General features: G+C 72.0%; 24 protein-coding genes. 15 read left to right on the forward strand and 9 right to left on the reverse strand.

Annotated elements, in window-relative coordinates:
- Positions 1-26: 26 nt before the first annotated feature.
- The 4 genes from ACGFNN_RS23620 to ACGFNN_RS23635 form a co-directional block, all read right to left on the reverse strand.
- Positions 27-803: an SDR family NAD(P)-dependent oxidoreductase gene (locus ACGFNN_RS23620; protein WP_393558677.1), complete on the reverse strand. Its 777-nt coding sequence runs from the start codon at positions 801-803 to the stop codon at positions 27-29.
- Positions 800-1468, reverse strand: coding sequence for a TetR family transcriptional regulator (locus ACGFNN_RS23625; RefSeq protein WP_393558679.1), 669 nt, complete (start codon positions 1466-1468; stop codon positions 800-802). The genes ACGFNN_RS23620 and ACGFNN_RS23625 overlap by 4 nt, the downstream gene beginning before the upstream one ends.
- A gap of 143 nt (positions 1469-1611) precedes the next feature.
- Positions 1612-3732 carry an MMPL family transporter gene (locus ACGFNN_RS23630; protein ID WP_393558681.1) on the reverse strand — a complete coding sequence of 707 codons (2121 nt, stop codon included), beginning with the start codon at positions 3730-3732 and terminating at the stop codon, positions 1612-1614.
- Positions 3733-3825: 93 nt separating this feature from the next.
- Positions 3826-4320 carry a MarR family winged helix-turn-helix transcriptional regulator gene (locus ACGFNN_RS23635; protein ID WP_393558683.1) on the reverse strand — a complete coding sequence of 165 codons (495 nt, stop codon included), beginning with the start codon at positions 4318-4320 and terminating at the stop codon, positions 3826-3828.
- 143 nt (positions 4321-4463) lie between these two features.
- On the opposite strand from ACGFNN_RS23635, the gene ACGFNN_RS23640 reads away from it, so the two are divergent.
- Positions 4464-5975 carry an SDR family oxidoreductase gene (locus ACGFNN_RS23640; RefSeq protein WP_393558685.1) on the forward strand — a complete coding sequence of 504 codons (1512 nt, stop codon included), beginning with the start codon at positions 4464-4466 and terminating at the stop codon, positions 5973-5975.
- Positions 5972-7351, forward strand: a complete 1380-nt coding sequence (locus tag ACGFNN_RS23645; protein ID WP_393558687.1) for a cryptochrome/photolyase family protein — start codon at positions 5972-5974, stop codon at positions 7349-7351. Before ACGFNN_RS23640 ends, ACGFNN_RS23645 begins: the two co-directional genes overlap by 4 nt.
- A 19-nt stretch (positions 7352-7370) precedes the next feature.
- Here the strand turns inward: ACGFNN_RS23645 and ACGFNN_RS23650 are convergent, their stop codons facing one another.
- Positions 7371-8474: an Lrp/AsnC family transcriptional regulator gene (locus ACGFNN_RS23650; protein ID WP_393558689.1), complete on the reverse strand. Its 1104-nt coding sequence runs from the start codon at positions 8472-8474 to the stop codon at positions 7371-7373.
- A 153-nt stretch (positions 8475-8627) separates the two neighbouring features.
- Between ACGFNN_RS23650 and ACGFNN_RS23655 the strand changes: the two genes are divergently transcribed.
- Together ACGFNN_RS23655 and ACGFNN_RS23660 are read left to right on the forward strand one after the other, a co-directional pair.
- Positions 8628-9914 (forward strand): MFS transporter, encoded by a 1287-nt coding sequence (locus tag ACGFNN_RS23655; protein WP_393558691.1) that lies wholly within the window; start codon positions 8628-8630, stop codon positions 9912-9914.
- 94 nt (positions 9915-10008) lie between these two features.
- Positions 10009-11274 carry an amidohydrolase gene (locus ACGFNN_RS23660; protein WP_393559100.1) on the forward strand — a complete coding sequence of 422 codons (1266 nt, stop codon included), beginning with the start codon at positions 10009-10011 and terminating at the stop codon, positions 11272-11274.
- Between the two features lie 106 nt (positions 11275-11380).
- Here the strand turns inward: ACGFNN_RS23660 and ACGFNN_RS23665 are convergent, their stop codons facing one another.
- Together ACGFNN_RS23665 and ACGFNN_RS23670 are read right to left on the reverse strand one after the other, a co-directional pair.
- A complete protein-coding gene (locus ACGFNN_RS23665) occupies positions 11381-12223 on the reverse strand; it encodes a DUF1206 domain-containing protein (RefSeq protein WP_393558693.1) in 843 nt (280 codons plus the stop codon).
- 53 nt (positions 12224-12276) lie between these two features.
- Positions 12277-12816, reverse strand: a complete 540-nt coding sequence (locus ACGFNN_RS23670) for a DoxX family protein (protein WP_393558694.1) — start codon at positions 12814-12816, stop codon at positions 12277-12279.
- Between the two features lie 203 nt (positions 12817-13019).
- On the opposite strand from ACGFNN_RS23670, the gene ACGFNN_RS23675 reads away from it, so the two are divergent.
- The 3 genes from ACGFNN_RS23675 (at position 13020) to ACGFNN_RS23685 (ending at position 16413) form a co-directional block, all read left to right on the forward strand.
- Positions 13020-15035 carry an FAD-dependent oxidoreductase gene (locus ACGFNN_RS23675; RefSeq protein ID WP_393558696.1) on the forward strand — a complete coding sequence of 672 codons (2016 nt, stop codon included), beginning with the start codon at positions 13020-13022 and terminating at the stop codon, positions 15033-15035.
- 33 nt (positions 15036-15068) lie between these two features.
- A complete protein-coding gene (locus ACGFNN_RS23680; protein WP_393558698.1) occupies positions 15069-15608 on the forward strand; it encodes a PadR family transcriptional regulator in 540 nt (179 codons plus the stop codon).
- Positions 15609-15855: 247 nt separating this feature from the next.
- Positions 15856-16413, forward strand: coding sequence for a BLIP family protein (locus tag ACGFNN_RS23685; protein WP_393558700.1), 558 nt, complete (start codon positions 15856-15858; stop codon positions 16411-16413).
- Between the two features lie 42 nt (positions 16414-16455).
- On the opposite strand, the gene ACGFNN_RS23690 is transcribed toward ACGFNN_RS23685, so the two are convergent.
- On the reverse strand, positions 16456-17433 hold the full coding sequence (locus ACGFNN_RS23690) for a DMT family transporter (protein ID WP_393558702.1): 978 nt from the start codon (positions 17431-17433) through the stop codon (positions 16456-16458).
- Entirely contained in the window at positions 17430-18242 is an 813-nt protein-coding gene (locus ACGFNN_RS23695; RefSeq protein ID WP_393558704.1) for a phosphatase PAP2 family protein, read from the reverse strand. The genes ACGFNN_RS23690 and ACGFNN_RS23695 overlap by 4 nt, the downstream gene beginning before the upstream one ends.
- A 169-nt stretch (positions 18243-18411) precedes the next feature.
- Here ACGFNN_RS23695 and ACGFNN_RS23700 point away from each other — a divergent pair, with 169 nt between their 5' ends.
- From ACGFNN_RS23700 to ACGFNN_RS23735, 8 genes are all read left to right on the forward strand, one after another.
- Positions 18412-19056: a TetR/AcrR family transcriptional regulator gene (locus ACGFNN_RS23700; RefSeq protein ID WP_393558706.1), complete on the forward strand. Its 645-nt coding sequence runs from the start codon at positions 18412-18414 to the stop codon at positions 19054-19056.
- 386 nt (positions 19057-19442) lie between these two features.
- Positions 19443-20456, forward strand: coding sequence for an SPFH domain-containing protein (locus ACGFNN_RS23705; RefSeq protein WP_393558708.1), 1014 nt, complete (start codon positions 19443-19445; stop codon positions 20454-20456).
- The gene (locus ACGFNN_RS23710) at positions 20453-21352 is read left to right on the forward strand and encodes a hypothetical protein (protein ID WP_393558710.1); all 900 of its coding nucleotides are present in this window, start codon (positions 20453-20455) and stop codon (positions 21350-21352) included. Before ACGFNN_RS23705 ends, ACGFNN_RS23710 begins: the two co-directional genes overlap by 4 nt.
- Positions 21353-21439: 87 nt before the next feature.
- Positions 21440-21943, forward strand: coding sequence for an NUDIX hydrolase (locus ACGFNN_RS23715; RefSeq protein WP_393558712.1), 504 nt, complete (start codon positions 21440-21442; stop codon positions 21941-21943).
- Between the two features lie 50 nt (positions 21944-21993).
- Positions 21994-22488: an FBP domain-containing protein gene (locus ACGFNN_RS23720; RefSeq protein WP_362548455.1), complete on the forward strand. Its 495-nt coding sequence runs from the start codon at positions 21994-21996 to the stop codon at positions 22486-22488.
- Between the two features lie 88 nt (positions 22489-22576).
- Complete coding sequence (locus ACGFNN_RS23725) at positions 22577-22984, forward strand: SHOCT domain-containing protein (protein WP_362675545.1); 408 nt, start codon at positions 22577-22579, stop codon at positions 22982-22984.
- 898 nt (positions 22985-23882) lie between these two features.
- Positions 23883-24134, forward strand: a complete 252-nt coding sequence (locus ACGFNN_RS23730; RefSeq protein WP_393558714.1) for a hypothetical protein — start codon at positions 23883-23885, stop codon at positions 24132-24134.
- Positions 24131-24919, forward strand: a complete 789-nt coding sequence (locus ACGFNN_RS23735; RefSeq protein ID WP_393558716.1) for a 2,3-dihydro-2,3-dihydroxybenzoate dehydrogenase — start codon at positions 24131-24133, stop codon at positions 24917-24919. The genes ACGFNN_RS23730 and ACGFNN_RS23735 overlap by 4 nt, the downstream gene beginning before the upstream one ends.
- The last annotated feature ends 3 nt before the right edge of the window (positions 24920-24922 follow it).

The raw sequence follows: 24922 nt of genomic DNA on the forward strand, positions 1-24922 counted from the left end.
GTGATGGCGCTCCGCCACTCGGGGGATCAGGAGGCGGAGTAGCCGCCGTCCACCAGGTGGTAGCTGCCGTGGATGAAGGAGGCGCGGTCGGAGAGGAGGAAGGCAACGAGCTCGGCGACCTCTTCGGACGTGCCGAGACGGCCCGCGGGGTGCAGGGATATCAGGTGGTCGCGGGCCGGTCCGTCGGTGTCGCGGAGCAGAGGGGTGTCGATGAAGCCGGGGCCGACCGCGTTGACGCGGATGTTCTGGTTCGCGTATTCGAGTGCGGCGGTCTTGGTGAGGCCGACGACGCCGTGCTTTGCGGCGACGTAGGCCGGGGAGTTCGCGAACCCGTTGGTGCCGAGGATGGAGGAGATGTTGACGACGGCTCCGCCGCCCGCGGCCAGGATGGCCGGAAGTTCGTGGCGCATCGAGTAGAAGACGCCGCTGAGGTTGGTGGCGACGACCCGGTTCCAGTCCTCGACGGCGTACTCGCCGGTCGGCTGGGAGGGGCCGCCGATGCCGGCGTTGTTCACCGCGAGGTGCAGGGCGCCGAAGGTGTCGACGGCGAAGCGGACTCCGGCCTCGACGGAGGCGGGGTCGGTGACGTCGAGTGCGACGGCGGCGGCCGTGGCGCCGGTGGCGCGCAGCTCTTCGGCGGCCTGACGGGCGCTCGCCTCGTTGTAGTCGGCGACGACGACGCTGGCGCCGCTCGCGGCGAGCCGGCGGGAGAGGGCGAGGCCGATGCCGGACGCTCCGCCGGTGACGAGGGCGACCTTGCCGGCGAACTCCGCCTCGGGGGCGGTGGGGAGGGTGGTGCTCATGGTGTGCTTCCTTGCGTGGTGCTGTGGGGCGCCGGCCCGTCCTGCCGCGAATCCAGCAGGTGTGCGGAGAGGGCGTCGAAGGCGTGTACGACGAGCTCGGGCAGGGCGGCGGGGCGGCCGCCCCTGACCCAGGCCGCCTGGGCCGCGATGAGCGCTCCGGCTCCCGCGGCCACGGCCACGGCGGGACGGAGGTCCTGCCGTGGATCGACGCCGAGCCGTTCCGCGAGAATCGCCACCGACTCCTCCTGCGCGTCCACCCGGATGTGGTGGTACGCGGCGTAGAGGGTCGGTTCCTCCTCGGCCATGACGAGCAGGTCGAAGATGCGGGGCCGTAGGTGCCAGGGCTCCGCCTCGGGGTCCTCGAGCCAGTCGAGGACGGCCCGGCGGTAGGCGGTGAGCGGTGGTTCGGCCGCGGGGCGCTCGCGGAGCGCTCGGTTGATGCGGTCGCCGTCGCCCCGTACTGCGTCGAGGACGGCGGCCTCCTTGCTCGGGAAGTACCGGCTGAAGGTGCGCCGGTCGACGTCCGCCGCCTGGGCGATGTCCTCGACCGTCACACCTCGGAGGCCGCGGTCGAGCACGAGGTCGAACGCGCACCGCGCCAGCGTGTCCCGGGTCCTGCGCGCCTTGCGGGCGCGCCTTTCCGGGGCCTTCCCTGCGTCATGCATAACTGCACCATACACCTTTAAATGTCCCAGTGGGACATGAGTCCCTCCGGGACACGACCGCCGTCGGGACACGCACGACGGGGCCGGGGCGACCAACGGTCACCCCGGCCCCGTACAGGACTCGGCTCAGGCGTGGAGAGCCCTCAGGAGCGGGGCTCCGGCTCCTCCTCCGGGACCCGGCTGAGCGCGCCCGGCCACCAAGCGGTGCGCCCGATGTCCCTGACCAGGGCGGGCACGAGCAGGGAGCGCACCACGAGGGTGTCCAGCAGGACGCCGAACGCCACGATGAAGGCGATCTGCACCAGGAAGGCGAGCGGGATGACGCCCAGGGCCGCGAAGGTGGCGGCGAGCACGACGCCCGCGGAGGTGATGACTCCGCCCGTGGTGGTGAGTCCGCGCAGGACCCCTTGACGGGTGCCGTGGATCAGCGACTCCTCCCGGACACGGGACATCAGGAAGATGTTGTAGTCGACGCCCAGGGCGACCAGGAAGACGAATCCGTACAGCGGCACGGAGGCGTCCGTACCCGTGAAACCGAAGACGTGCTCGAAGACCAGCGAGGCGATGCCCAGCGTCGCGAGGAAGTTGAGCGCCACGGTGGCCACCAGCAGCAGCGGCATCAGCAGCGAGCGGAGCAGACCGATCAGGATGACCAGGATGATGATCAGCACCACCGGGACGATGATGTTGCGGTCGTGCTCGGCCGTCTGCTGCGTGTCGTACTGCTGGGCGGTGTAGCCGCCGACGAGGGCGTCGCCTCCCGGGACGGCGTGCACGGCTTCCCGCACGTCGACCACGGTCGCCTTGGCCGCGTCGCTGTCCGCCGCTGCCTCCGGTGTCACATCGATCCGGACGCGCCCGTCCACGACCAGCGGTTCCCCCGCGCCCGGACGGCCCGATTCCGTCAGTACGGAGACACCGGCGACGCCGGGGACGTCCTCCGCGGCGGCGGTGACCTGCTGCGCGCGGTCCGCTTCGGCGATCACCACGATGGGGTTGCCCGAGCCTCCGGGGAAGTGGCGGCCGAGGGTCTCCTGCGCGGCGACGGACGGCGCGTCGTTGACGAAGATCTCCTCGAGGGGCACCCCCTTGGAGTTCAGGGTCGGCATGAAGGCCGCGCACACGAGGAGACCGGCCAGGGTGACGGCCCACACCTTGCGCGGGGCGCGGTCGACCAGCCGGGCGACCTTCGACCAGATTCCCGTGGAGCCCGCCTCGGGCTCGCTCTGCCCCTTCTTGGGTCCGGACGGCCAGTAGGCGGCCCGGCCGAGGAGGACGAGGACGGCCGGCAGGAAGGTGAGCGCGCTCAGGACGGAGCACACGATCCCGATGGCGCCCACCGGGCCGAGTGCCCGGTTGTTCGTCAGATCGCTGAGCAGCAGGGCGAGCAGGCCGAGGGCCACGGTGGCGGCGCTGGCCACGATCGGTCCGGCGGACTCGCGGAGCGCGGCGCGCATGGCGGACCACCGGTCGGACTGCCGCGCGAGCTCCTCGCGGAACCGTGCGGTGAGCAGCAGCGCGTAGTCGGTGGCGGCTCCGATGACCAGGATCGAGAGGATGCCCTGGACCTGCCCGTCGACCCGGACGATGTCGTGGTCGGCCAGGACGTAGACGACCGCGCAGGACACGCCGAGCGCGAAGACGGCTCCGATGATGATGATCAGGGGCAGCAGGACACTGCGGTAGACCAGGAGCAGGATGACCAGCACAGTCACCAGGGCGACGCCCAGCAGCAGGCCGTCGATACCGGCGAAGGCGTCCGAGAGATCGGCCTGGGAGGCCGCGGGTCCGGCGAGCTGGACCACCGTGCCGGGGACCTTCTTCGCGGCCTCGCGGATGTGTGCCAGCGAGTCGGGGAGCTCCTCCCCCAGATCCGGCCTCAGCTGTACGACGCCTTCGAGGGCCTCACCGTCCTTCGACGGCAGCGCGGGGCTCACCTTGCCCGTCACGCCGGGCCCGTCCTGGGCGGAGGCGAGGGCGGCCGTGGCGGCGCGTTGCTGGTCGGGGCCGAGCTTTCCGCCGCCCTCGTCCGAGGTCCAGACGACGATGGCGGGCACGGTCTCCTGGCGGCTGAACTTCTTCTGCGCTTCGACGACCTTGGTGGACTCGGCGCTCTGCGGCAGGAACGCGGCCTGGTCGTTGGTGGCCACCTCCCCGAGTTTTCCGGCGTACGGGCCGAAGGCGCCGCCGACGACCAGCCAGGCGAGGACGAGGAAGACGGGGAGAAGGATCAGCCGGCGGGTCGGCTTCGATGCGGTGGACATAGCACTCCTGGGTCGGCCGCGATCTCTCAATCATGATGTATCTCAATGATTGAGATTACATGTCCTTGAGCGTGCTTCCGCACCGGAGGGGTCTCAGCGCCTGGGAACCTGCATTCGAGCGAGTTCCCCGTTCATGCGCCCCAGAAAACGGAGGGCGGCCTGGAGTTCCCCGGGCTCCGAGACCGAGCGGGCACCGGCCGCCGCCTGGGCCAGCGGCATGAAGAAGGATCGGGCCGCGGCCTGGGCCCCGGGCTCGTAGTGGAGGTGCACGACACGCCGGTCGGCGCTCTCCCGGGCCCGTCTGATGTGCCCGGCGCGCTCGAGCCGGTCCAGGCAGGCGGTCACCGCGCCGGACGTGAGGCCCAGGTGCTCACGCAGCCGCCCGGGGGTCAGCGGAACTTCCGAGTCGAGGATCGCGCCGAGCGCCTGCACATCCGTCGCGTGGAGGCCCTGTGTATGGGCGAACGCGTGGACCAGACGATTGATCTCGCCGTTCATACGGCGCAGCTCGACGGCGAGGGCCTGGAGATCCGGCGCCCCCGTCCCGTGCCGGTCCGGTCCGCCGCGAGAGTCGTCTGCACTGTCCACCGCCCCATCCTAGGTCGCCCGCCCCGCCCGGCTGTTCACTGATCGACCACGGATCCGGAACGTGGCATCGGCGTGTCCGGTCTGCGGAAACCCGCGATCGGGGACACCGTGGTCCGAGGAGAAGCGAGCCGGAGCGAGGGGTCATGGAGAGCAAGGACGACAGCGGCGGACTGCGGTGCCTGGTGACGGGTGCGAGCGGTTACATCGGGGGGCGGCTCGTGCCCGAGCTCCTTGAGGCCGGCCACCGGGTGCGCTGCCTGGCGCGGACCCCGGACAAGCTGCGGGACCACCCGTGGGCCGGGGAGGCCGAGGTGGTCAAGGGCGATGTGACGGACGCGGAGTCCCTCGACGCGGCCATGCGGGACATCGACGTCGCGTACTACCTGGTGCACGCGCTGGCCTCGGGACCGGACTTCGAGAAGACCGACCGCGAGGCGGCGCGTGTCTTCGGTCAGCGGGCGAAGGCGGCCGGTGTGGGGCGGATCGTCTACCTCGGCGGTCTCACGCCGCCGGACGTCGACGAGCGGGAACTCTCCCCGCACCTGCGTTCGCGCGCCGAGGTCGGGCGGATCCTGCTCGGTTCGGGTGTGCCGACCACGGCGTTGCGCGCGGCCGTCATCATCGGATCGGGCTCGGCGTCCTTCGAGATGCTGCGCTACCTCACCGAGCGCCTGCCCGTCATGGTCACCCCCAGCTGGGTCTCCACCCGGATCCAGCCGATCGCGGTACGGGACGTCCTGCGCTATCTGGTGGGCAGCGCGCACATGCCCGCCGAGGTGAACCGCACCTTCGACATCGGCGGGCCGGACGTCATGACGTACCGCGACATGATGCAGAAGTACGCGGCGGTCGCCCGCCTCCCCCACCGCCTCATCCTCCCGGTGCCGATGCTGTCTCCGGGCCTGTCCAGCCACTGGGTCGGCCTCGTGACCCCCGTGCCCGCGTCGATCGCGCGGCCCCTCGCGGAATCCCTGCGCTACGAGGTCGTCTGCCAGGAACACGACATCGCAGAGCACGTACCCGACGGGCCCGGACGGCCCTTCTCCTTCGCCACCGCCCTCTCCCTCGCCCTGCAGAGGGTGCGTGAGGCCCGGGTGACGACGCGCTGGTCCTCCGCCTCCACGCCGGGCATCCCCAGCGATCCGCTGCCCACCGACCCCGACTGGGCCGGCGGGAGCCTCTACACCGACGTACGGGAACTCGACGTGGACGCCTCTCCCGAGGCCCTCTGGCGGGTCATCGAGGGGATCGGGGGCGACAACGGCTGGTACTCCTTCCCTCTGGCCTGGGCGGTCAGAGGGTGGATGGACCGGCTGACCGGCGGAGTGGGACTGCGCCGGGGCAGGCGGGACGCCCAGCGGCTGAGGGTGGGCGACTCCCTGGACTTCTGGCGGGTCGAGGAGATCGAGCGCGGCAGGCTCCTCAGGCTCCGCGCGGAGATGCGGATGCCCGGACTCGGCTGGCTGGAGATGTACGCGCAGGAGGGCGAGGACGGCAGGTCGCACTACTGCCAGCGCGCCGTCTTCCATCCGGCCGGGCTGCTCGGCCACGCCTACTGGTGGAGCGTGTCCCCCTTCCACGCGTTGATCTTCGGCGGAATGGCCCGCAACATCGCCCGGGCAGCGGTCCAGGGCGCGGAAGGTGTGACGAAATGACCGTGGCCGTGGTGCTGTTCACCTCCGATCTGCGACTGCACGACCACCCCCCGCTGCACGCGGCCCTCGCCTCGGCCGACGAGGTCGTACCCCTCTTCGTACGGGACGAGGGAGTGGAGGCCACCGGCTTCGACGCCCCCAACCGGCGCGCGTTCCTGGCCGACTGCCTGCGGGATCTGGATACGGGGCTCCGCGAGCGAGGCGGCCGCCTCGTCGTACGTGAGGGCGCCGTCGTCGAAGAGGTCTGCCGGATCGTCACGGAGACCGGGGCGGGCTCGGTGCACATGGCGGCGGGAGTCAGTTCGTTCGCCCACCGCAGGGAGGAGCGGCTGCGTGAGGCCCTCGATTCGCAGGGCTGCCGGCTGCGGGTGCACGACGCGGTGATCACCGTCGTCGCGCCGGGGGCGGTGGTCCCGTCCGGACCGGGCCGGGACCACTTCGCCGTCTTCACGCCGTACTTCCGGCGCTGGTCCGAGGAAGGGACCCGCCAGGTGTTCCGGGCTCCCCGGGCCGTCCGCGTGCCGGAGGGCCCCGCGTCCGCCGCGCTGCCGGCCAGGAACGGGGTGAGCGGGGTGTCCCCGGGGCTCGCCGAGGGGGGCGAGGAGGAAGGGCGCAGGCTCTTCACCGCCTGGCGGCGCGACGGCCTGGCGGCGTACGAGGACCGTCACGACGACCTGGCGGGCGACGCGACCTCGCGGCTCTCACCGCACCTGCACTTCGGCACGCTCTCCCCCACCGAGGTGGTGAGCCGTGGGCGTGAGGCGGGCGGCCCCGGCGCTGAGGCGTTCGTACGGCAGGTGTGCTGGCGGGACTTCCACCACCAGGTCCTGGCCGCCCGTCCCGCCTCGTCCCGGTCCGACTACCGTACGCGGCACGACCGTTGGCGCACCGGGAAGGCGGCCGAGGACGACACCGCGGTCTGGAAGGAGGGCCGCACCGGCTATCCGGTGGTCGACGCCGCGATGCGTCAGCTCCTGCACGAGGGCTGGATGCACAACCGGGGGCGGCTGCTCGCCGCGAGCTTCCTCACCAAGTCCCTGTACGTGGACTGGCGGACGGGGGCGCGCCACTTCCTGGATCTGCTGGTCGACGGCGATGTCGCCAACAACCAGCTCAACTGGCAGTGGGTGGCCGGGACGGGCACGGACACCCGTCCGAACCGGGTACTCAACCCCGTGACCCAGGCGAAGCGTTACGACCCGGACGGCGCCTATGTGCGCCGGTGGGTCCCTGAACTGGCCGACGTCGCCGGGCCCGCGGTCCACGAGCCGTGGAAGCTGCCCCGGTCGCAGCGGTCCCGCTGCGACTACCCGGAGCCGGTGGTGGGGCTGCCGGAAGGGCTGGCCCGGTTCAAGGAGGCCCGGGGGCTGGACTGACACCCGCGCGGATCACCCCTCAGGGCCCGAGACCGAGCGGGATGTGTCCTTGGGCCCGGCCCTGGTCGTCCAGGAGACGCCCCATCCGCTTGGCCGTGAGCAGCGTGATGTCGCGACGTCGGACGTGTGCGGAGGGCAAACGTCTGCCCAGGTGGGTCTCGAAGTCCGCTGCCTCGGTGAGCGACCGGGCCCAGGTCGAGACGAGCAGGTTGGTCTCGCCGGTCACCGCCATGCACAGCCGCACCCCGGGCAGCCGGGCCGTAACGTGCCCGGCGGAATCGAGTTCGGCCGACGGCACGGAGATCCGGTAGGTGCTGATGACCGGCCGGCCGGCCGCCAGATGGGAGACGTCGCAGCGGATCCTGACCTGACCGGAGTCCAGCATCCGGGTCAGTCGGCGGCGTACCGTCGCTTCGCTGGTGCCGGTGTCCCGGGCCAGGTCGCTGTAGGGCCGGCGCGCGTCGGCGGCGAGTGCCCGGAGCAGTGCCCGGTCGGCGTCGCCGTGATGGGCGGCCGCTGCGGCGCCGGCCGCGTCGCGCGCGAGCCGGGAGCGCTGTCCGCGGTCGAGCGCGTGCACCTTCCAGTCGGCACCTTCCCGGTAGCCACGCAGCATGACGGCGACCCGGATGTCACGCACGCCCGGGAGCCGTGCGAGCTGCCCGTCGGTGAAACGCGTCAGGGCCGCGGTCCCGTAGCAGAACACCGTGAGGAAGAGTGTGCCGTCCGTGCCGGACGCGGTACTCCCGGTGGTGCGTTCGACACTGGCCACGCACGGTTCGTCGCACGCGGCCCGTGCGGCGGCGGCCAGGCTGCCCGGAGCGACGGACACGTCGACGAAGGCGACGCACAGCCCCTCCGCCTGGCCGGGCGGCCCCCATGTCTCGTAGGCGGTGCTCCAGGCGAGGCCGGCGGTGTGCAGCCGGTCCCAGCGGCGGGCGGCGGTGGTCGCGTCGACGCCGAGGACCGCGCCGACACGGGACCAGGGCGCACGGGGACTGGTCTGCAGGGCGTCGACGAGTGCCATGTCGGCCTCGTCGAGGTCGCGTACGCCAGGCGTCGGGCAGACGGAATCCTGCGCTCCCTGAGTGCAGGATTCCGGCATCCGCGCGGGGGTGGGTGCCATGGCCACCATTGTGGGGCCACTCGCATCCGCCGATGCGGTGGCCCCCGGCCACGGGTGGTCCGCCGCACGTACGTGTGCGCCTGCCCGGGGGCGGATCCTCGCGGGTCCAGGCGTGCGCGCTCCCTCAGCCGCGTAAGACACCGTGGAGCCGCCGTGAGCACCACCTCGACACCGTCACCGTCACCTGCGCCGCCGCCGCAGGACGTGAGCACCGCCCCACCCCAGGGGCGGGTCCGGCTCGACCGGGCCGCGAAGACGACCGTCGGCCTGCTCTTCCTGGCCTGGATCGTCGACTACATCGACCGGCTCGTGATCAACCTGGCGCTGCCGCACATCGGCACCGAGTTCGGCATCGACCGCACCCAGCAGGGCCTGGTGCTGTCCGCGTTCTTCTTCGCCTACGCCAGCTGCCAGATTCCCGGCGGGCTGCTCGCCGACCGCTTCGGCTCCAAGAAGATCCTGCTGTGGGCGATGCTCGTCTGGTCGGTGTTCACCGCGCTGACCGGGACCGCCTGGTCCTTCGCCGCGCTGCTGGTGATCAGGGTGCTCTTCGGCGCCGGTCAGGGCATCTTCCCCGCCGCCGCGATGAAGGCCGTCGCCGAACGGACCGGACCGGAGGAACGGATGACGGCGAGCGGGTGGATCTCCTCGTCGAACGCCTTCGGCGCGGTCGTGGCTCCGCTGATCGCCGGTCCCGTCATCGCCCTGTGGGGCTGGCGCATGTCGTTCTACGCGGTCGCGGGACTCGGTGTCGCGACCTTCGTACTGGTGCGGCTCCTGCTCCCCCCGGCGCGGCCGGCCACCGGGCCGCGGACGGCCGAGGGCGGGGGAACCCGCGCGCTGCTGGCCTCTCCCCCGATGTGGCTGTACGTGGGAATGCTGTTCGGGTACGGCATGCTCGCCTGGGGACTCACCTCCTGGGTTCCGTCCTACCTGCAGACCGAGCGAGGACTCTCGTTGGAGAAGTCGGGGCTGCTCAGCGCGCTGCCGGCGCTGTTCGGCGGCGTCGCCATGATTCTCAGCGGCAGGTGCGCGGACCGGGTGAAGGGGCGCCCGGCGATCCTCGTCGCTCCATCCATGGCCGTGGCGGGTGCGGCGGTCCTCGGGATGACGCAGGCGGAGGGCCTGGTCGCGTTCGAGGCGCTGCTCTGTCTCGCGTACGCCGCCTGCACGTTCTGCTTCACCCCGATCTTCGCCGTGCCGCTGCGGACCCTGTCGACCCGGCTGAGCGGCGCCGCCTCCGGCATGATCAACTTCGGGGGCCAGTCCGCCGGCATCCTCGTGCCCATCCTCATGGGGTACCTCGCCGACACCTACTCGTTCACCGTCGCCTTCGCGGTCCTGGGTCTCGGGGCGGCGCTGACGTCCGTTCTCGCGCTCGTCGCCCCGCAGACCTCCGCCTCCCTCCACTCCCGGCTCGGGCCCTCCCTCCGGGACTGACCGGCCGCCCCGCACCTACCTCTCGACAAAGGAGTCCCGTGTGACCGTCTCCCCTTCCCCCGTACCCGCCTGCCCGGTCGACCCCGCTCTGCTCGTGCTGCCCGCGGGCACCCCGGCCGACCAGGGCCTGGAGCGGCTCCTCCCGACGCTGGGAGATCTCTACCGGGATCTGCACGCCCACCCCGAACTGTCGATGAACGAGACCCGCACCGCGGCGATCGTGGCGGCGGTGCTGCGCGCCCAGGGCTGGGAGGTCACGGAGAAGGTCGGCACCACCGGCGTGGTCGGCACGCTGACCAACGGCGACGGCCCCACGGTGCTGCTCCGCGCCGACACCGACGGGCTGCCGCTGGCCGAGGACACGGGGCTGCCGTACGCGTCGACCGACACCGCGATCGGGCCCGACGGCGGCGAGGTGCCGCTGATGCACGGCTGTGGTCACGATCATCATGTGACCGCCCTTCTCGGCGCGACCGCCCTGTACGCGGCGGACCGCAGCACCTGGCGCGGCACGTTGCTCGCCGTCTTCCAGCCCGGCGAGGAGATCGCGGCCGGAGCCCGCGCCATGGTCGACGACGGCTTCGCGGAGCGCTTCCCCCGTCCGGACGTCTGCCTCGGCCAGCACGTCAGCCCGCTGCCCACCGGGACGGTGGCACTGCGCGCGGGGACGGCCATGTCGGCCGCGGACAGCTTCCGTGTCCGTCTGTACGGAGCCGGTGGGCACGGTTCCCAGCCGGAGCTGACGGTCGATCCGATCCTGCTCGGCGCGCACGTGGTGACGCGGCTGCAGTCGGTGGTCTCCCGCGAGATCGCCCCGCAGGACGCCGCGGTGGTGACGGTCGGCTCGTTCCAGGCCGGTCACAAGGAGAACATCATCCCGGACAGTGCCGAACTCAAGATCAACGTCCGTACCTTCGACCCCGAGGTGCGGACCCGGGTCCTGGCAGCGATCGAGCGGATCGTACGGGGCGAGGCCCAGGCGGCGGGCGCGCCGCGGGAGCCGGAGTTCGAACCGCTGAACGCCTTCCCTCTCACCGTCAACGACTCGGACGCCACCGAGCGCGTGCGCACCGCCCTGGTGTCCGTCTACGGCGAGCCGGGCGTGCAGCACATGGAGCGGCCGCTCGCGGGCAGCGAGGACTTCGGCGTGTTCGGCACGACGTTCGCGTGTCCCTCGGTCTTCTGGATGTGGGGCGGGTTCGATCCGGCGCTCTACGAAGGCCAGGACCCGTCGCAGGTACGCCCGGGCACCCCGGGCAACCACTCACCGCGCTTCGCACCCCAGGCGGAGCCGGTCATCGAGTACGGGGTGCGGGGGCTGCTCGCGGCCGCCGCGGCGTTCCACGGGCCGGACGCCTGACCCGGCACCGCGCATGCGGGCGGCGGCCCCTGGCATCCCGGCCGGAGCCGGCCCGGGGGGAGCCGTCGCCCGCGCGGTGGCGCGACTCGTGCGTACCGCCTTCGCGTCACGTGCGTCGATAGCGGGCGTTGGCCCAGGAGAAGAGACCGAACGCCGCGAGTCCCAGGGCGATGAACGCGAGCAGCCAGGGCCCGGCGGGAGTCTCGCTGAAGGTGCGCAGGGTGTCGTCCATGCCCTTGGCCTTGCCGGGTTCGTGCTGCACCGCGGCGGCTACGGCGAATCCGCCCGCCGTGGCGAAGACGGCGCCGCGGACCGCACCGCCGAACACTCCGGTGACGTCGACGGCCTGACGGACCCTCCGGCTCATCTCGGCCATCTTCAGGTGCTTGTGGTATTTACGGGCGATCGCGCGGAAGGCGATCCACAGGCCGGCTCCGAGCACTGCGACACCCGCGGCCCCGACGATCCACTGACCGGCGGGCCACTCCAGGGCACGCGCGGTGACGTCGTCGGTCTGCTTGTCGCTGGATCCGCTGCCGCTGCTCTTGTCGCCGGCGGCGTAGGAGAGCACGGAGTACGAGACGAAGGAGTAGAAGACGAAGCGGCCGGCGGCCATGGCCCGCTTGGTCGCCTTGTCGCCGTCGGGCCCGGCCTGGCCGAAGACGGCCTCGGAGAGACGCCACAGGGCCATTCCCGCCAGTGCCACGCCCAGCGCCCAGAGCAGAAAGCCTCCGAAGGGCTTCTCGGCTATCTCGGCGATGGCTCCGCCGCGGTCGGCCTGCTTGCCCCCGCCGTCCGAGAAGGCGATGCGCAGGGCCAGCACACCCACCAGAAGGTAGATCACCCCACGCGCCACGAAGCCGGCCCTGGCTCCTACGTCCAGGGCCCGGCTCCGTGCGGCTCTTCGTGCCTGACCTCGTGCGTTCATCGACAGCGCGTTCGCATTCATGCACTGCCTGGTGCCCCTGAAACGGCGATCAATGCGGGTGGGTACCGCACCCGCTAGACGCTCTCGTCCCCCGGTTCCTCCTCGGCGGACGCCTGCCCCTTGGCCCGTCGGCCGACGACGGCGGCCGCTGCCAGGGCGCTGCCCGCGAAGGCGAGCGCGACGACCCACGGCTGGTCCAGCACATGCCCGGTGGCGTGGTCCAGGGAGTAGCGACCCGCGCCCGTCAGCCCGATGGCGGCGGCGGTGAATCCCAGGAAGGCCGGGTACTCGTAGCCACCGCCCATGGCGAAGAAGCCGGCGGGCGCGTGAACGGCGACGGCGCCGGCCATGGTGCCGGCGGCCGCGGCTCCTGCCGCCGGGGTGGCGAGGCCGAGTGCCAGCAGGACCCCGCCACCGGCCTCGCCGATGCCCGCGGCCAGGGCGCTGTGCTTCGGCGGATGGAAGCCCATGGCCTCCATCGCTGCGGTGGTCCCTTCGATGCCTCCGCCGCCGAACATTCCGGTCAGCTTCTGGAGACCATGGGCCGTGAGCACGGCCCCGGTTCCGGCCCGGAGCACGAGAAGCCCGAGGTCGCGTCGGTTGATGCACGTCATGGGGGGTCTCCTGTCGACGGGAGGGCGGCGTCCGGACGTACGGATTCCACTGTCGTCCGGACGGGTGCCTGGGGCCGGATGCTGTTACGCCATTCGTGTGGCGCCCCTTGGGGAGACTGCGACGTAGGTCATTGTGCAACTTGTTGCATAACTGTGGAGGGGTGGTCTACAACTGGCTGGACGCCACTCGCGAGGAGCCCCCGATGAGCCCGTACCCCCACCTGCTGAGCCCGCTCGACCTCGGATTCACCACCCTGCCCAACCGGGTGCTGATGGGATCGATGCACATCGGCCTCGAGGAGGTGGAGCGCGGCTTCGAACGGATGGCGGCCTTCTACGCGGCCCGCGCCCGCGGTGGTGTCGGCCTCATGGTCACGGGCGGGATCGCGCCCAGCGAGCGGGGCTGCTCCTTTCCCGGCGGCGCGAAGATGACCACGGAGGCGGAGGCGGATCAGCACCGTGAGGTGACGTCGGCCGTCCACGCGGCGGGCGGCAGGATCGCGATGCAGATCCTGCACTTCGGGCGCTACGCCCATCACCCGGACCTGGTGGCTCCGAGCGCGCTCAAGGCGCCCATCAGCGGCTTCACTCCGCACGCCCTCGACGACGACGAGGTCGAGGAGACCATCGAGGACTTCGTACGGGCCGCCGCGCTCGCACGCCGCGCCGGCTACGACGGCGTCGAGATCATGGGGTCCGAGGGCTATCTGATCAACGAGTTCATCGTCGGCGAGACCAACCACCGCGAGGACCGGTGGGGTGGGTCGTACGAGAACCGCATCCGCTTCCCCGTCGAGATCGTGCGGCGCGTCCGGGAGCGGGTCGGCCCGGACTTCATCATCGTCTACCGCCTGTCCATGCTGGACCTCGTGCCGGGCGGCTCGACCCTGGAGGAGGTCGTCCGTCTCGCCCGCGCGGTCGAGGAGGCGGGGGCGACCATCATCAACACCGGGATCGGCTGGCACGAGGCGCGGATCCCGACCATCGCGACGTCGGTGCCACGTGGTGCCTTCACCTGGGTGACGGAGAAGGTGCGAGGCGCGGTCTCCGTGCCTCTGGTCACCAGCAACCGCATCAACACCCCCGAGCTGGCCGAGGAGATCCTGGCCTCCGGCCGGGCGGACATGGTCTCGATGGCACGGCCCTTCCTCGCCGACCCCGACTTCGTCGCCAAGGCCGCCGCCGGCCGGGCCGACGCCATCAACACCTGCATCGGCTGCAACCAGGCCTGTCTCGACCACATCTTCAGCCTGAAGATCACCTCGTGCCTGGTGAACCCGCGCGCCTGCCACGAGACGGAGCTGGTGCTCTCGCCGACGCGGACCCGCAAGCGCGTCGCGGTGGTGGGCGCCGGGCCGGCCGGTCTCGCCTGCGCGGTCACGGCAGCCGAACGTGGGCACACCGTGACGCTGTTCGACGCCGCGGACGAGATCGGCGGTCAGCTGAACGTGGCACGCCGGGTACCCGGCAAGGAGGAGTTCGACGAGACCCTGCGCTACTTCCGCACCCGTCTCGCCGAGGAGGAGGTCGAGGTGCGGCTCTCCACGCCGGCGACGGCCGGCCTCCTCGACGGGTACGACGAGGTCGTCCTGGCCACCGGTGTCGAGCCGCGCACCCCGGCGATTCCCGGGGTCGGCCACCCGAGCGTGGTCAGCTACCTGGACGTACTGCGCGACGGTGCGCCGGTCGGTGACCGGGTGGCGGTCGTCGGGGCGGGCGGCATCGGCTTCGACGTCGCCGAGTTCCTGACCGACGGCGGGGACGAGGCGGGACGTGACTCCGCCGAATTCTTCCGGCAGTGGGGTGTGGACACCGAGTACACGGGCCGGGGCGGACTGGGGCTGCCCGAGCGGCCGAAGCCGCCGCGCACGGTGCACCTGATCCAGCGCAAGGCGACCAAGGTCGGTGCCGGGCTGGGGAAGACGACGGGCTGGATCCACCGCACAGAGCTGCGTCACCGCGGGGTGACGATGGTGGCGGGCGCCTCGTACGACCTGATCGACGACGAGGGCCTGCACCTGACCGTGGACGGTGAGCAGCACCTGTTGCCGGTCGACACCGTGGTCCTGTGCGCGGGGCAGGAGCCCCGCCGTGAGCTCTACGAGGAGCTGCGGGCGGCAGGCCGTCCCGTACATCTGATCGGTGGCGCCGACGTGGCCGCGGAGCTGGATGCCAAGCGCGCGATCCGCCAGGGCACGGAGCTGGCCGCCGAGCTGTGAGGGACCGGTTCCACCGTCCCTAGGATGCAGTGCATGTCACTCCCCCACGCGATCCTGACCGCCCTGATCGAGAAGCCGTCCTCCGGTCTCGAACTGACGCGCAGGTTCGACCGGTCGATCGGGTACTTCTGGCCGTCCACGCATCAGCAGATCTACCGCGAGCTGGGGAAGCTGGAGCAGGCGGGCCACATCCGGGTCCTGCCCCTGGGCCGGCCGGCCCGGGGGCAGAAGAAGGAGTACGAAGTTCTTCCCGAGGGCCGCGCGGAGCTGGCGGCCTGGGTGTCGCTCGCGGAGGACCCACGCCCGGTCCGCGATCCGCTGCTGCTGCGGATGCGGGCCGCGGCGGTCGTCGGGGCGCCCGGCCTCGTCGGGGAACTGCGTCGGCACCTGGCGCTGCACCAGGCGCAGCTCGCGGAGTACCTGGAGATCGAGCGGCGCGACTTCCCTCCGGAACGCGACGCCCAGGAGGACCGCCTGCGACGGCTGGTGCTGCGCGGGGGCATCGACCTGGAGACGTTCTGGACGGGCTGGCTCACCGACGCGATCGACGACCTGGAGCCTTCTGCCCCGTGACGGGCCGGACAGCTTGCCGGGCGTCTGCTCCCGTAGTGCCGCCCGCGGTTCTCGAGGAGGCCGTGCCCATACCTCCGGTGGACGCGGGGCCGGTCTCCCTCACGAGACGGGACGGAGAGTGACGGAACGTAGCGTCGCGCCCGAAGGCGGGAGCCGGCGGATCTCCGGTCGCGCACCGCTGCCCAGGCAACCCGCGGCCGTCCGTCGGCCGGCGTGGTGACGAGGCGACGACGAGAGGACGCATGTGGTGAAGGCACGGATTGCACGTACGGGGGTCGCCCTCGCGGCGGCCGCGACGGCCATCGTCGCGGCAGGGGCGTCCGCAGAGGCGAACTCCGGCTTCTCCGTCGGGAAGTACGAGCAGATCCAGTTCGGGATGACCTTCGACGAGGTGTGGGACATCGCGGGCGGCGAGGCCGCGTGCGACACCGGTGGAGTCATCGGTGACTCCATCCTGTGCTTCACCGAGTCGAGCGACTACGCCCCCTACGGCGGATTCGACTTCACGGCCGAAGGCAAGCTCAACAGCAAGCGCAACGAGCGCCTGTACGAGCCGGAGAATCCATCCGTCACGTTGTCGCAGTACAAGAAGACCACGCTGGGCATGACCGAGGCGCAGTTGTGGGCGGTCGTCCCCGAGGACTCGTGCGTGGTGCGGGGGGAGCGCTATCCGGCCTGGCCGGCGTCGGCGGGATTCGTGAGGAAGTACTCCTGCGCGTCCGGGACGGGCCTCTTCCCTCCGAGCGCCACCTTCGATCTCACCGACGGTGTCCTGACGTACCGCTACCAGCGTGATCTGACCTGAGATCGCACCCGGAGCACCGTCGCCGGGGCGAGCCGGCGGCGGTCAGCGGGAGCCGCTCACCGGCTCCGGCCGGAGGACCGGCGGCTCGCCGACGAGCGGCACGGAGGGCGAAGGGGCGGAGATGACGACGCGTGAGGGTCGGCTCGCCCGGACCGGTGCCGGGACGACGGCCTCCGTGGCGTCGGACGCGACCGTGGCCGTCGCCTGCGCACGGCTGAGCAGGACCACGCCCTCGACGGCGGCGACGGCGCCGATCAGCGCCGGGACCAGGCCGAGCAGCCCGCCCTGGAGGCGTTCGCCCAGGAGGACCAAGCCGATCAGGGCGGCGGCGACCGGGTTGGCGAGGGTCACCACGGCGAGCGGGGCGCCGAGACCGCCCCGGTAGGCGGTCTGGGACAGCAGCAGACCGCCCAGGGCCAGGAAGGACACGAGCAGCGCCACCGTCACGAGCCGCCAGCTGAGCAAGGGGCCGGAGTGGTCGGTCGCCGCCACGGTCAGGGTCTGGGTGAGGGCGGAGGCCACCCCCGAGGTGATCCCGGACGCCGCCGCGTGCCGCAGCCCGGGCCTGGTGCCCGGCCTGCTGAGTCCGGCGACGAGCGCCATGGTCACGGCCGCCACGGCCAGGGCCTCGGGGAGGGTGAGCGTGTCGTGCGGGGCGGCGCCGCCCGCGGCGAGGAGCAGCGCGGCCAGACCGAGGAGGGTGAGGAGGGTGCCGCGCCACTCCGCGCGGGTGACCCGCCGGCCCGCCGTGCGTGCTCCCAGCGGGACGGCCGCCACGAGGGTCAGCGCCCCGAGGGGCTGTACGAGGGTGAGCGGGCCGTATTTCAGGGCGGCGACGTGGAGAAGCGCCCCTCCGGCGTTGAGGCCGACGGCGGACCACCAGGCTCCGTGGCCCATCAGGCGCAGCGCCCCGGTGGTGGGATCGGTCCGGCTCGCGAGCCTCGCCTGTGCCACGGCGGCCGACGCGTAGGCGACGGCGGAGACGAGGGAGAGGGCGACGGCTATGAGCGTGGCGTTCATCGCTGCCCTCCGGAGCGTGCGTAGGCGGGGCTCGTGCGGCGCTGGACCGGGACGACGGCCGGCCACCGCGGGTGTTCCGGAACGCGCGTGGCAGGCTGCCTGAGCGCGGCGAGGGCCAGGGCGAGCAGCGCGGAGACCACGATCGCGTCGAGCCAGTAGTGGTTGGCCGTACCCACGACGACGAGCAGGGTGAGGGCCGGATGCAGCAGCCACAGGTACCGCCACCGTGAGCGCGTGGCGACGATCAGCCCCACGGCGACCATGAGCGACCAGCCGAAGTGCAGCGACGGCATGGCGGCGAACTGGTTGGCCATGGAGTCGGTGGTGGGGGTGTTGGCATAGACCGAGGGCCCGTAGACCTGGGCGGTGTCGACGAGGCCGGTCGCGTGCAGCAGGCGGGGCGGCGCCAGGGGGAAGAACAGGTGCAGGGCGAGCGCCGCGCCGGTGATCGCGGTGAGGATCCGCCGCGCCCAGACGTAATGGCCGGGGCGGCGCAGGTAGAGCCAGACCAGAAACGCGACGGTGGCCGGGAAGTGCACAGCCGCGTAGTAGGTGTTGGCGGCCTCCACGAGGGCGTGGCTGTGCAGCAGGACGGCCTGGACCTCTCCCTCGCCGGGGAGGCCGGCGGCCCGTTCGAAGCCCCATACGTCACGGGCGTTCCTGAAGGCCTCCTCCACATGTCCGTTCGCGGCCTGCCGGCCGAGTTTGTAGACGAGGAAGAGTCCGGCGACCAGAAGCAGTTCGCGGACGAGGGGCGGTCGGGCAGAGGTGTCCGGCTCCCGCTCCGCAGGCTCACTGCGGGTGTGCATCACCCGTGCCCCTTTGCTGACGGTGCGCTGTTACGACGTACCGCGGGGCGAGTCCCCGCCGTATCGATACGCCAGTGTACCGATACGGAGCCGTATCGGTACACTGGCGTATCGGTACACTGGCGTATCGAGGGGTCCTCAGCCGCAGCGCCGCAGGGAGGGATAGCAGATGCCGTCAACCGGGTCCGCCCAGGAGTCCGCGCCCACGTCACGACGGTCGAAGATCACACCCGAGCGCGCCCAGGAGCTCTACTCCGCCGTGCTGGACCTGCTCAGGGAGAGCGGCTACGACTCGCTGACGATGGAGGGGGTCGCCGCCCGCACCCGGTGCGGGAAGTCCACGCTCTACCGCCAGTGGGGGAACAAGCCGGAGCTGGTGGTGGCAGCGCTGCACGGTACCCGCAGGCCCCTGTTCTCCGGCATCGACACGGGCTCCCTGAGCGGCGATCTGCGCGAGGCCGCGCGGGCGGTCGAGTCCGCGTCCGGCCAGGACACCGCCCTGATGCACGCGCTCAGCCACGCCGCGCTCCAGAACCCCGACCTGCTGTGCGCGATGCGCTCGACGCTGATCACGCCGGCCATCGCCGCCATCGACGCCATGGTCGAACGAGCCGTCGACCGCGGCGAGGTCGATGCAGACAATCCGGCGCTGGAGTACGTGGCCGCGCAGGTGATGGGCATCATGCGCGCACGGCCGCTGCTGGAGGAGCGCTACACCGACGGCCGCTTCGTGACCCGCTTCATCGAGTGCGCCGTACTGCCCGCGCTGGGCCTCCCCTCCTCGCCGCCCACTTCCCCGGGCAGCGGGACCTGATGAACGTGGGCCGTCGTCCGAGCGGATGACGACGACCCGCCCGTGCGCCGAACCGTGGGGACGGGGACGGCGCCACCACCCGGCCGGGGGGGGGGGGGGGGGGGGGGGGGGGCCGGCCCGGGGGGCGCCCCCCCCCCCCCCCCCCCCGCGGGGGGGGCCCCCCCCCCCGCCAGGTATGAGGGGGGGCGGGGGGCGTGGGGCGCCCCCCCCCCCGCCCGGGGGCCCCCGCGGGGGGGGGGGGGGGGGCCCCCCCCCCGGCGGGGGGGGGGGCCCCCCCCCCCCCCCCCCCCCGGCCGCACTTCTGCCCAGCCCCTCCTTCTCGTCCTATTGACGATATGGAGCGCATCCTTTATCGTCTCCATGACGAGAAAAAGAGGGGGCCCGACATGGCAGACATCACCCGGCGCTTCGGCTGGCGGCACCTGCGCTCCGCTCCGACCGCCCACATCCGCCATCACAAGCGGGGCACGCTCACGCATGACGGCCCGGGGCTGAGCTTCTGGTACCGGGCGCTCTCGGCCGCGCTCTCCGAGGTCCCGGTCGACGACCGGGAGCTGGCGATGGCCTTCCACGCGCGCACGGCGGACTTCCAGGACGTGACGGTGCAGGCGACCGTCACCTACCGGATCAGCGACCCCGCCGCAGCCGCGGCCCGTCTCGACTTCTCCGTGCACCCCGACACAGGGGTCTGGCGCGGGACGCCGCTCGAGCAGATCGCCACCCTGCTCACCGAGACCGCGCAGCAGCACGCCCTGGACGTACTGGCCCGCACCCCGCTCGCCGCCGCCCTCGTGGACGGGGTCGCCGCCGTACGGGAGCGGGTCGCCACCGGACTCGCGGACGAGCCGCGTCTGCCCGCGACCGGCATCGACGTGGTCGCCGTGCGCGTCGTCGCCATCCGCCCCGAGGCCGAGGTCGAGCGCGCCCTGCGCACCCCGGCCAGGGAACAGATCCAGCAGGAGGCGGACCGGTCGGTGTACGAACGGCGGGCCGTCGCCGTCGAGCGTGAGCGCACCATCGCCGAGAACGAACTGGCCAGCAAGATCGAACTCGCGCGCCGCGAGGAGCAACTGGTGGACCAGCGGGGCACCAACGCCCGCAGGGAGGCCGAGGAGAAGGCGGCGGCCGACGAGGTACGCACCTCGGCCGAGGCCGCCAGAACGGTGCGACTGGCCCGGGCCGAGGCCGAGGCGGCACGGGACGTCGGGGCGGCCCGCGCGGACGCGCAGGCCGCATGGCTGCGCGCGCACGCCGATGCCGATCCCGGCACGCTGCACGCCCTCGCGGCGACGCGGCTGGCGGAGAACCTCCCGCGCATCGACAGCCTCACCCTGTCGCCCGACGTCCTCACCGGACTCCTCGCGAAGCTGGGCCGGGCGGAGCCGGAGGAGCGGGCGTGAGCCTGGCCCCCCGCGCCGTGCTGGTGCACCGCACGACCGAGTACGAGGAGCTCCTCGCGCGTCACGGGACGCATGGGCAGGCCGCGTTCGTCCTCGCGGGACGCGGCCGGCCCATCGAGGAGGTCGCCGAACGCCACCGTCGGACGGTACGGGCCCTCAGCGAGGTGGCCGCCGCCGTGCCGTTGCGGTGGCGACGGAGCCGGGTGGAGCGCGCCGACCTGGACCGCTTCCTGTTCGGACCGGAGGACGTGGTTCTCGTCGTGGGCCAGGACGGCCTGGTCGCCAATGTGGCCAAGTACCTGTCCGGGCAGCCGGTGGTGGGCATCGACACCGACCCCGGCCGCAACCCGGGGGTCCTCGTGCGCCATCGCGCCCGCGACACCAGGGCCCTGTGCGAGGCGGCCGTGTCCCCGGGTGCGGGGGTGGACGCGCTGACGATGACGGAGGCGGTCGCGGACGACACCCAGCGCCTGCTCGCCCTCAACGAGATCTACCTCGGGTCAGCGGGCCATCAGACCGCCCGGTACCGCATCGGCCCGGACGGCTCCGAGGCGGCCGGGGAGGCCCAGGCCTCCTCCGGCGTCCTCGTCGGCACCGGCACGGGCTCCACCGGCTGGCTGCGTTCCCTCTGGCTGGAGCGCGGCGGCGGGATCCGGCTTCCGGCGCCTTCGGAACAGCGACTGGTGTGGTTCGTGCGCGAGGCATGGCCCTCGCCCGCGACGGGCACCTCCATGGTCGCCGGCGAACTGGGCGCCCGGGACGGGCTCAGGCTCACGGTGGAGTCGGACCGGATGGTCGTCTTCGGGGACGGCATGGAGTCCGACGCCCTGGAGCTGACCTGGGGCCAGTCCGTCCGGATCGGGGTCTCCGACAACTCGCTCCGGCTCGTCGTCTGACCGGCGTGTGACGATGGCCCGGTCCGTGGTCCCGGGCGGCCAAGCTGCCGACGGGCCCTCACCTACCGTCCGGAAGCAGTGAGACCGATGACTACCGACTCCGCCGCGGGCACCCCGTCCCGCAACACCCGCCCTCCCCTCGCCCAGGCGGCCTTCGGAGTGGGCGTGATCGTCCAGGACGAGGAGGGCAGGGTCCTGCTCGGCCGCCACCGCGACGGCACCTGGGAGCTGCCCGGAGGCAAGGTCGACCCGACGCACGAGTCGGTCGCCGCAGCGGCCGCCCGTGAGCTGTGCGAGGAGACCGGGCTCCGGGTGCCGGAGGCGGAGGTGGACGTGTTCGCGATGGTGCACGACGTGGCCGGGGGCATCAACCGGATCAGCATGGCGGCGCTGGTGCGGGTGGGCGCCGCCGACCCGCTGGTCACCGAGCCGCACCTGATCAGCGCCTGGCGGTGGACCGCGCTCGACGACCTCCCGAGCCCGCTCTTCCACCCGTCGGCGCAGATCCTCGCCACCTGGCGTCCGGACCTCGGAATCGGGCACCCCCCGGCACACGTGCTGCGGGTCGGCCTGCCTCCCACCTCGGCCTAGGGGACATAATTATTTGCCTAGGACACATAGGCAGAGTTAGCGTCGACAGCATGAGAGCCGTCAGTGAGCCGGAGATCCGCGCGTCGTTCGTCAACTGTTCCAAGGGGGAGGCGAAGCGCCTGCCGTTGCCGCGCGACCTCGACGAGCGACCCTGGGGCGATCTGGATTTCCTGGGGTGGCGCGACCTGTCCGCTCCCGACCGCAGCTACATCGTCACCGAGCTGCACGGCGAGCTCATCGGGATCACGCTGCGCTTCCCGTCCCATCAGCGTGGATTCCTGCACCGCAGCATGTGTTCCGTCTGCCTGACCACGCACCCGGGCAGCGGCGTCTCGCTGATGACCGCGCGCAAGCGGGGCCAGGCGGGCCGGGACGGGAACTCGGTGGGCATCTACCTCTGCACCGACCTCGACTGCTCGCTGTACGTACGCGGGAAGAAGACCCCGGCGCCCGGCGGGCGCTTCGAGGAGTCACTGACGGTCGAGCAGCAGATCGACCGCACCAGGAGCAAGCTCGCGGGCTTTCTGGACACCCTGGCCGCATGAGCGCGGGAGACCGGCATCACTCCTGGAATGCGATGTTTCATCAGGAGATGTACGAATAGGGGAAAATCCGTGCGATCGGAGTAGCCCCATGGACGACTATCCGCTCCTGAACCTCTTCCTGACCATGATGTACGTGTTCCTCTGGGTCCTGTGGTTCTTCCTGCTGTTCAAGGTGATCACGGACATCTTCAGGGACCACTCACTGAGCGGCTGGGCCAAGGCGGCCTGGGTCATCTTCGTCATCGTGCTCCCCTATGTGGGCGTACTCGTCTACCTGATCGCCCGGGGCAAGGGCATGGGGCGGCGCGACGTCAAGGAGGCCGAGGAGCGGGAGGAAGCCTTCCGTTCGTACGTGCGCAAGGCCGCGCAGCCCGAGGACGGTGCGGGGAAGAGCGAAGGACATGTGTCCGACCTCGCCAAGCTCGCCGACCTCAAGGACAAGGGCCACCTCAGCCAGGAGGAGTACGACCAGGCCAAGGCCAAGCTCCTCGCCTGATCCCGGCAAGCCGCTTCCCGCCCGGACCCACACCGGGCGGGAAGCGGCTTTCTCCACGTAAGGTCGCTTCGGACCGTCACACGGGCGCGGCGGAACGGGCGACCGCGCGGCCGCGGCGACGTCCCGCACCGGTCCCGGCACATCCACGGCGCGGCCGAGGCCGAGGGCGTTGGTGGTCTCGTCGAGCAGGACGACCGAGGTGTCGTGGGTGAGGACCACCGCGAGCCGACAGCACCGGCGCCGGCCGCCGGAGGGCCTGTCGAGGCGTTCGGCCGCGAGTCCACCCGGCCAGCGATCCGATCGGCCCGTAGCCGTGGGTGTCGAACGTCGACTGCGTGCCGAGCAGGATGCACGAGGTGCAGCCATGGAAGGTGGCGCCCAGCAGGCCGGTATCGGCCAACGGGTGGCGGCCCGGAGGAGACAGCCGGCCGCGCCTGCGGGACAGCCCTCGGGCAGACGCCCACGAGCGAGGACGCGAGCGTACGCGGGAGGCGTACGCCCATGACGGCAGGCCGGATCACGGCGCCGGCCCGGGCACCTGGTTCTCCGAGGAGAAAGTCCCGGGCCCGCCCCGCGGAGCCCTCTCCCGTGCCGACGAGGAGCGAGAGCAGCACCAGGGCGATGAGCAGGAGGAGGAGCCCTCCGGCGGCCGAGGCGACTGAACTCGGCGGGCGAGAGGCCCTTCGGGAGGGCGAGCCGGACCGACCGCGCCCACCCGCCCCACAGCACCGCCAGCGTAAGGGTAGCCTAACCTAAGAGACCTCGTCCGGTTCTGGCGAGGCCCTGGGCACAGCTGTGCCCCGAGGCCATGGGATACGCCCTCTCCCGACCGCGCCCTGGCGGTGAGGGCGCATCAGCCGGGACCGGACTCGCCCAGATGCAATGGAGATCCCAGGCCATGTCGCCTCATTCGTCCCCCTCCTCCCGCAGAATCGCCCGTCCCGACGGCGACTTGCTGTTCATCGGCTCCCTCGACGCCGAAGGCACCGGTCTGCTCGACCAGTTGGCGTCGAAGCCCGCGTACCGGCAGCTCGACGCCGTGCGCGAGAAGCACGCGACGGCGATCGACGGAGGCAAGTGGACGAGCCTCGGCGGTGCGCAGGCCGCGGTCCCGGTGCTCGACGGCATCCGGAAGGCGATGGTCAAGTGAGCGTCGAACAGGAACTGGCCGGCCGCACCGCCCTGGTGACCGGAGCGGGGCGCGGGATAGGTGAGGCGGTCGTGCACGCCCTGGCCAACCGTGGCGCCCGCGTGATGGCCACCGATCTGGCCTGCGACGGCATCACGGCACTGGAGCGGGCGTACGGCGGCCAGGTGACCGCACGCACGCTCGACGTCACCGATTCAGCGGCCGTCGACGCGGCCGTGGCGGAGGCCGAGGACTCCCTGGGGCCTCTGGACATAGCCGTCAATGTGGCCGGAATCCTCAGCGGATCTCCGGTCGCCCGGATGACGGACGAGGAGTGGGCGGCCACGTTCGCCGTCAACACCCACGGAGTCTTCCACGTCTCACGCGCCGTCTCCCTCCGGATGACCGGGCGCGGTTCGGGAAGCATCGTCACCGTCGCGTCCAACGCGGCCGGCGTCCCCCGTACGAACATGGCGGCGTACGCGGCCTCCAAGGCGGCTGCCGTGATGTTCACCAAGTGCCTCGGTCTTGAGGTGGCGGCGCAGGGGGTGCGGTGCAACACCGTCTCCCCCGGCTCGACGCTCACCGACATGCAGCGTGGCATGTGGGCCGTGGGCGACGAGGAAGCCTCGGCCCGCCGGGTGATCGAAGGCGATCCTGCGACGTACCGCACGGGCATCCCGCTCGGCCGGATCGCCGACCCCTCCGACATCGCCGAGGCGGTCGCCTTCCTCGCGTCCGACCGCGCCCGCCACATCACCATGCACGACCTGTACGTCGACGGCGGCGCCACTCTCCGGGCCTGACAC

Origin of the sequence: Streptomyces sp. NPDC048590, assembly GCF_043199535.1 — a bacterium.
In the GTDB taxonomy this organism is placed as follows: Bacteria; Actinomycetota; Actinomycetes; order Streptomycetales; family Streptomycetaceae; genus Streptomyces.

Excerpts from the sequence above, each read along its gene's own strand:
- ACGFNN_RS23650 (WP_393558689.1), bottom strand. The coding sequence starts at position 8,474 with ATGGCACCCACCCCCGCGCGGATGCCGGAATCCTGCACTCAGGGAGCG.
- ACGFNN_RS23670 (WP_393558694.1), bottom strand. The coding sequence starts at position 12,816 with ATGACGTGCATCAACCGACGCGACCTCGGGCTTCTCGTGCTCCGGGCC.
- ACGFNN_RS23645 (WP_393558687.1), top strand. The coding sequence starts at position 5,972 with ATGACCGTGGCCGTGGTGCTGTTCACCTCCGATCTGCGACTGCACGAC.
- ACGFNN_RS23720 (WP_362548455.1), top strand. The coding sequence starts at position 21,994 with ATGAGAGCCGTCAGTGAGCCGGAGATCCGCGCGTCGTTCGTCAACTGT.
- ACGFNN_RS23700 (WP_393558706.1), top strand. The coding sequence starts at position 18,412 with ATGCCGTCAACCGGGTCCGCCCAGGAGTCCGCGCCCACGTCACGACGG.
- ACGFNN_RS23705 (WP_393558708.1), top strand. The coding sequence starts at position 19,443 with ATGGCAGACATCACCCGGCGCTTCGGCTGGCGGCACCTGCGCTCCGCT.
- ACGFNN_RS23695 (WP_393558704.1), bottom strand. The coding sequence starts at position 18,242 with ATGCACACCCGCAGTGAGCCTGCGGAGCGGGAGCCGGACACCTCTGCC.
- ACGFNN_RS23730 (WP_393558714.1), top strand. The coding sequence starts at position 23,883 with ATGTCGCCTCATTCGTCCCCCTCCTCCCGCAGAATCGCCCGTCCCGAC.
- ACGFNN_RS23665 (WP_393558693.1), bottom strand. The coding sequence starts at position 12,223 with ATGAATGCGAACGCGCTGTCGATGAACGCACGAGGTCAGGCACGAAGA.
- ACGFNN_RS23715 (WP_393558712.1), top strand. The coding sequence starts at position 21,440 with ATGACTACCGACTCCGCCGCGGGCACCCCGTCCCGCAACACCCGCCCT.
- ACGFNN_RS23675 (WP_393558696.1), top strand. The coding sequence starts at position 13,020 with ATGAGCCCGTACCCCCACCTGCTGAGCCCGCTCGACCTCGGATTCACC.
- ACGFNN_RS23630 (WP_393558681.1), bottom strand. The coding sequence starts at position 3,732 with ATGTCCACCGCATCGAAGCCGACCCGCCGGCTGATCCTTCTCCCCGTC.
- ACGFNN_RS23690 (WP_393558702.1), bottom strand. The coding sequence starts at position 17,433 with ATGAACGCCACGCTCATAGCCGTCGCCCTCTCCCTCGTCTCCGCCGTC.
- ACGFNN_RS23640 (WP_393558685.1), top strand. The coding sequence starts at position 4,464 with ATGGAGAGCAAGGACGACAGCGGCGGACTGCGGTGCCTGGTGACGGGT.
- ACGFNN_RS23680 (WP_393558698.1), top strand. The coding sequence starts at position 15,069 with ATGTCACTCCCCCACGCGATCCTGACCGCCCTGATCGAGAAGCCGTCC.
- ACGFNN_RS23620 (WP_393558677.1), bottom strand. The coding sequence starts at position 803 with ATGAGCACCACCCTCCCCACCGCCCCCGAGGCGGAGTTCGCCGGCAAG.
- ACGFNN_RS23725 (WP_362675545.1), top strand. The coding sequence starts at position 22,577 with ATGGACGACTATCCGCTCCTGAACCTCTTCCTGACCATGATGTACGTG.
- ACGFNN_RS23625 (WP_393558679.1), bottom strand. The coding sequence starts at position 1,468 with ATGCATGACGCAGGGAAGGCCCCGGAAAGGCGCGCCCGCAAGGCGCGC.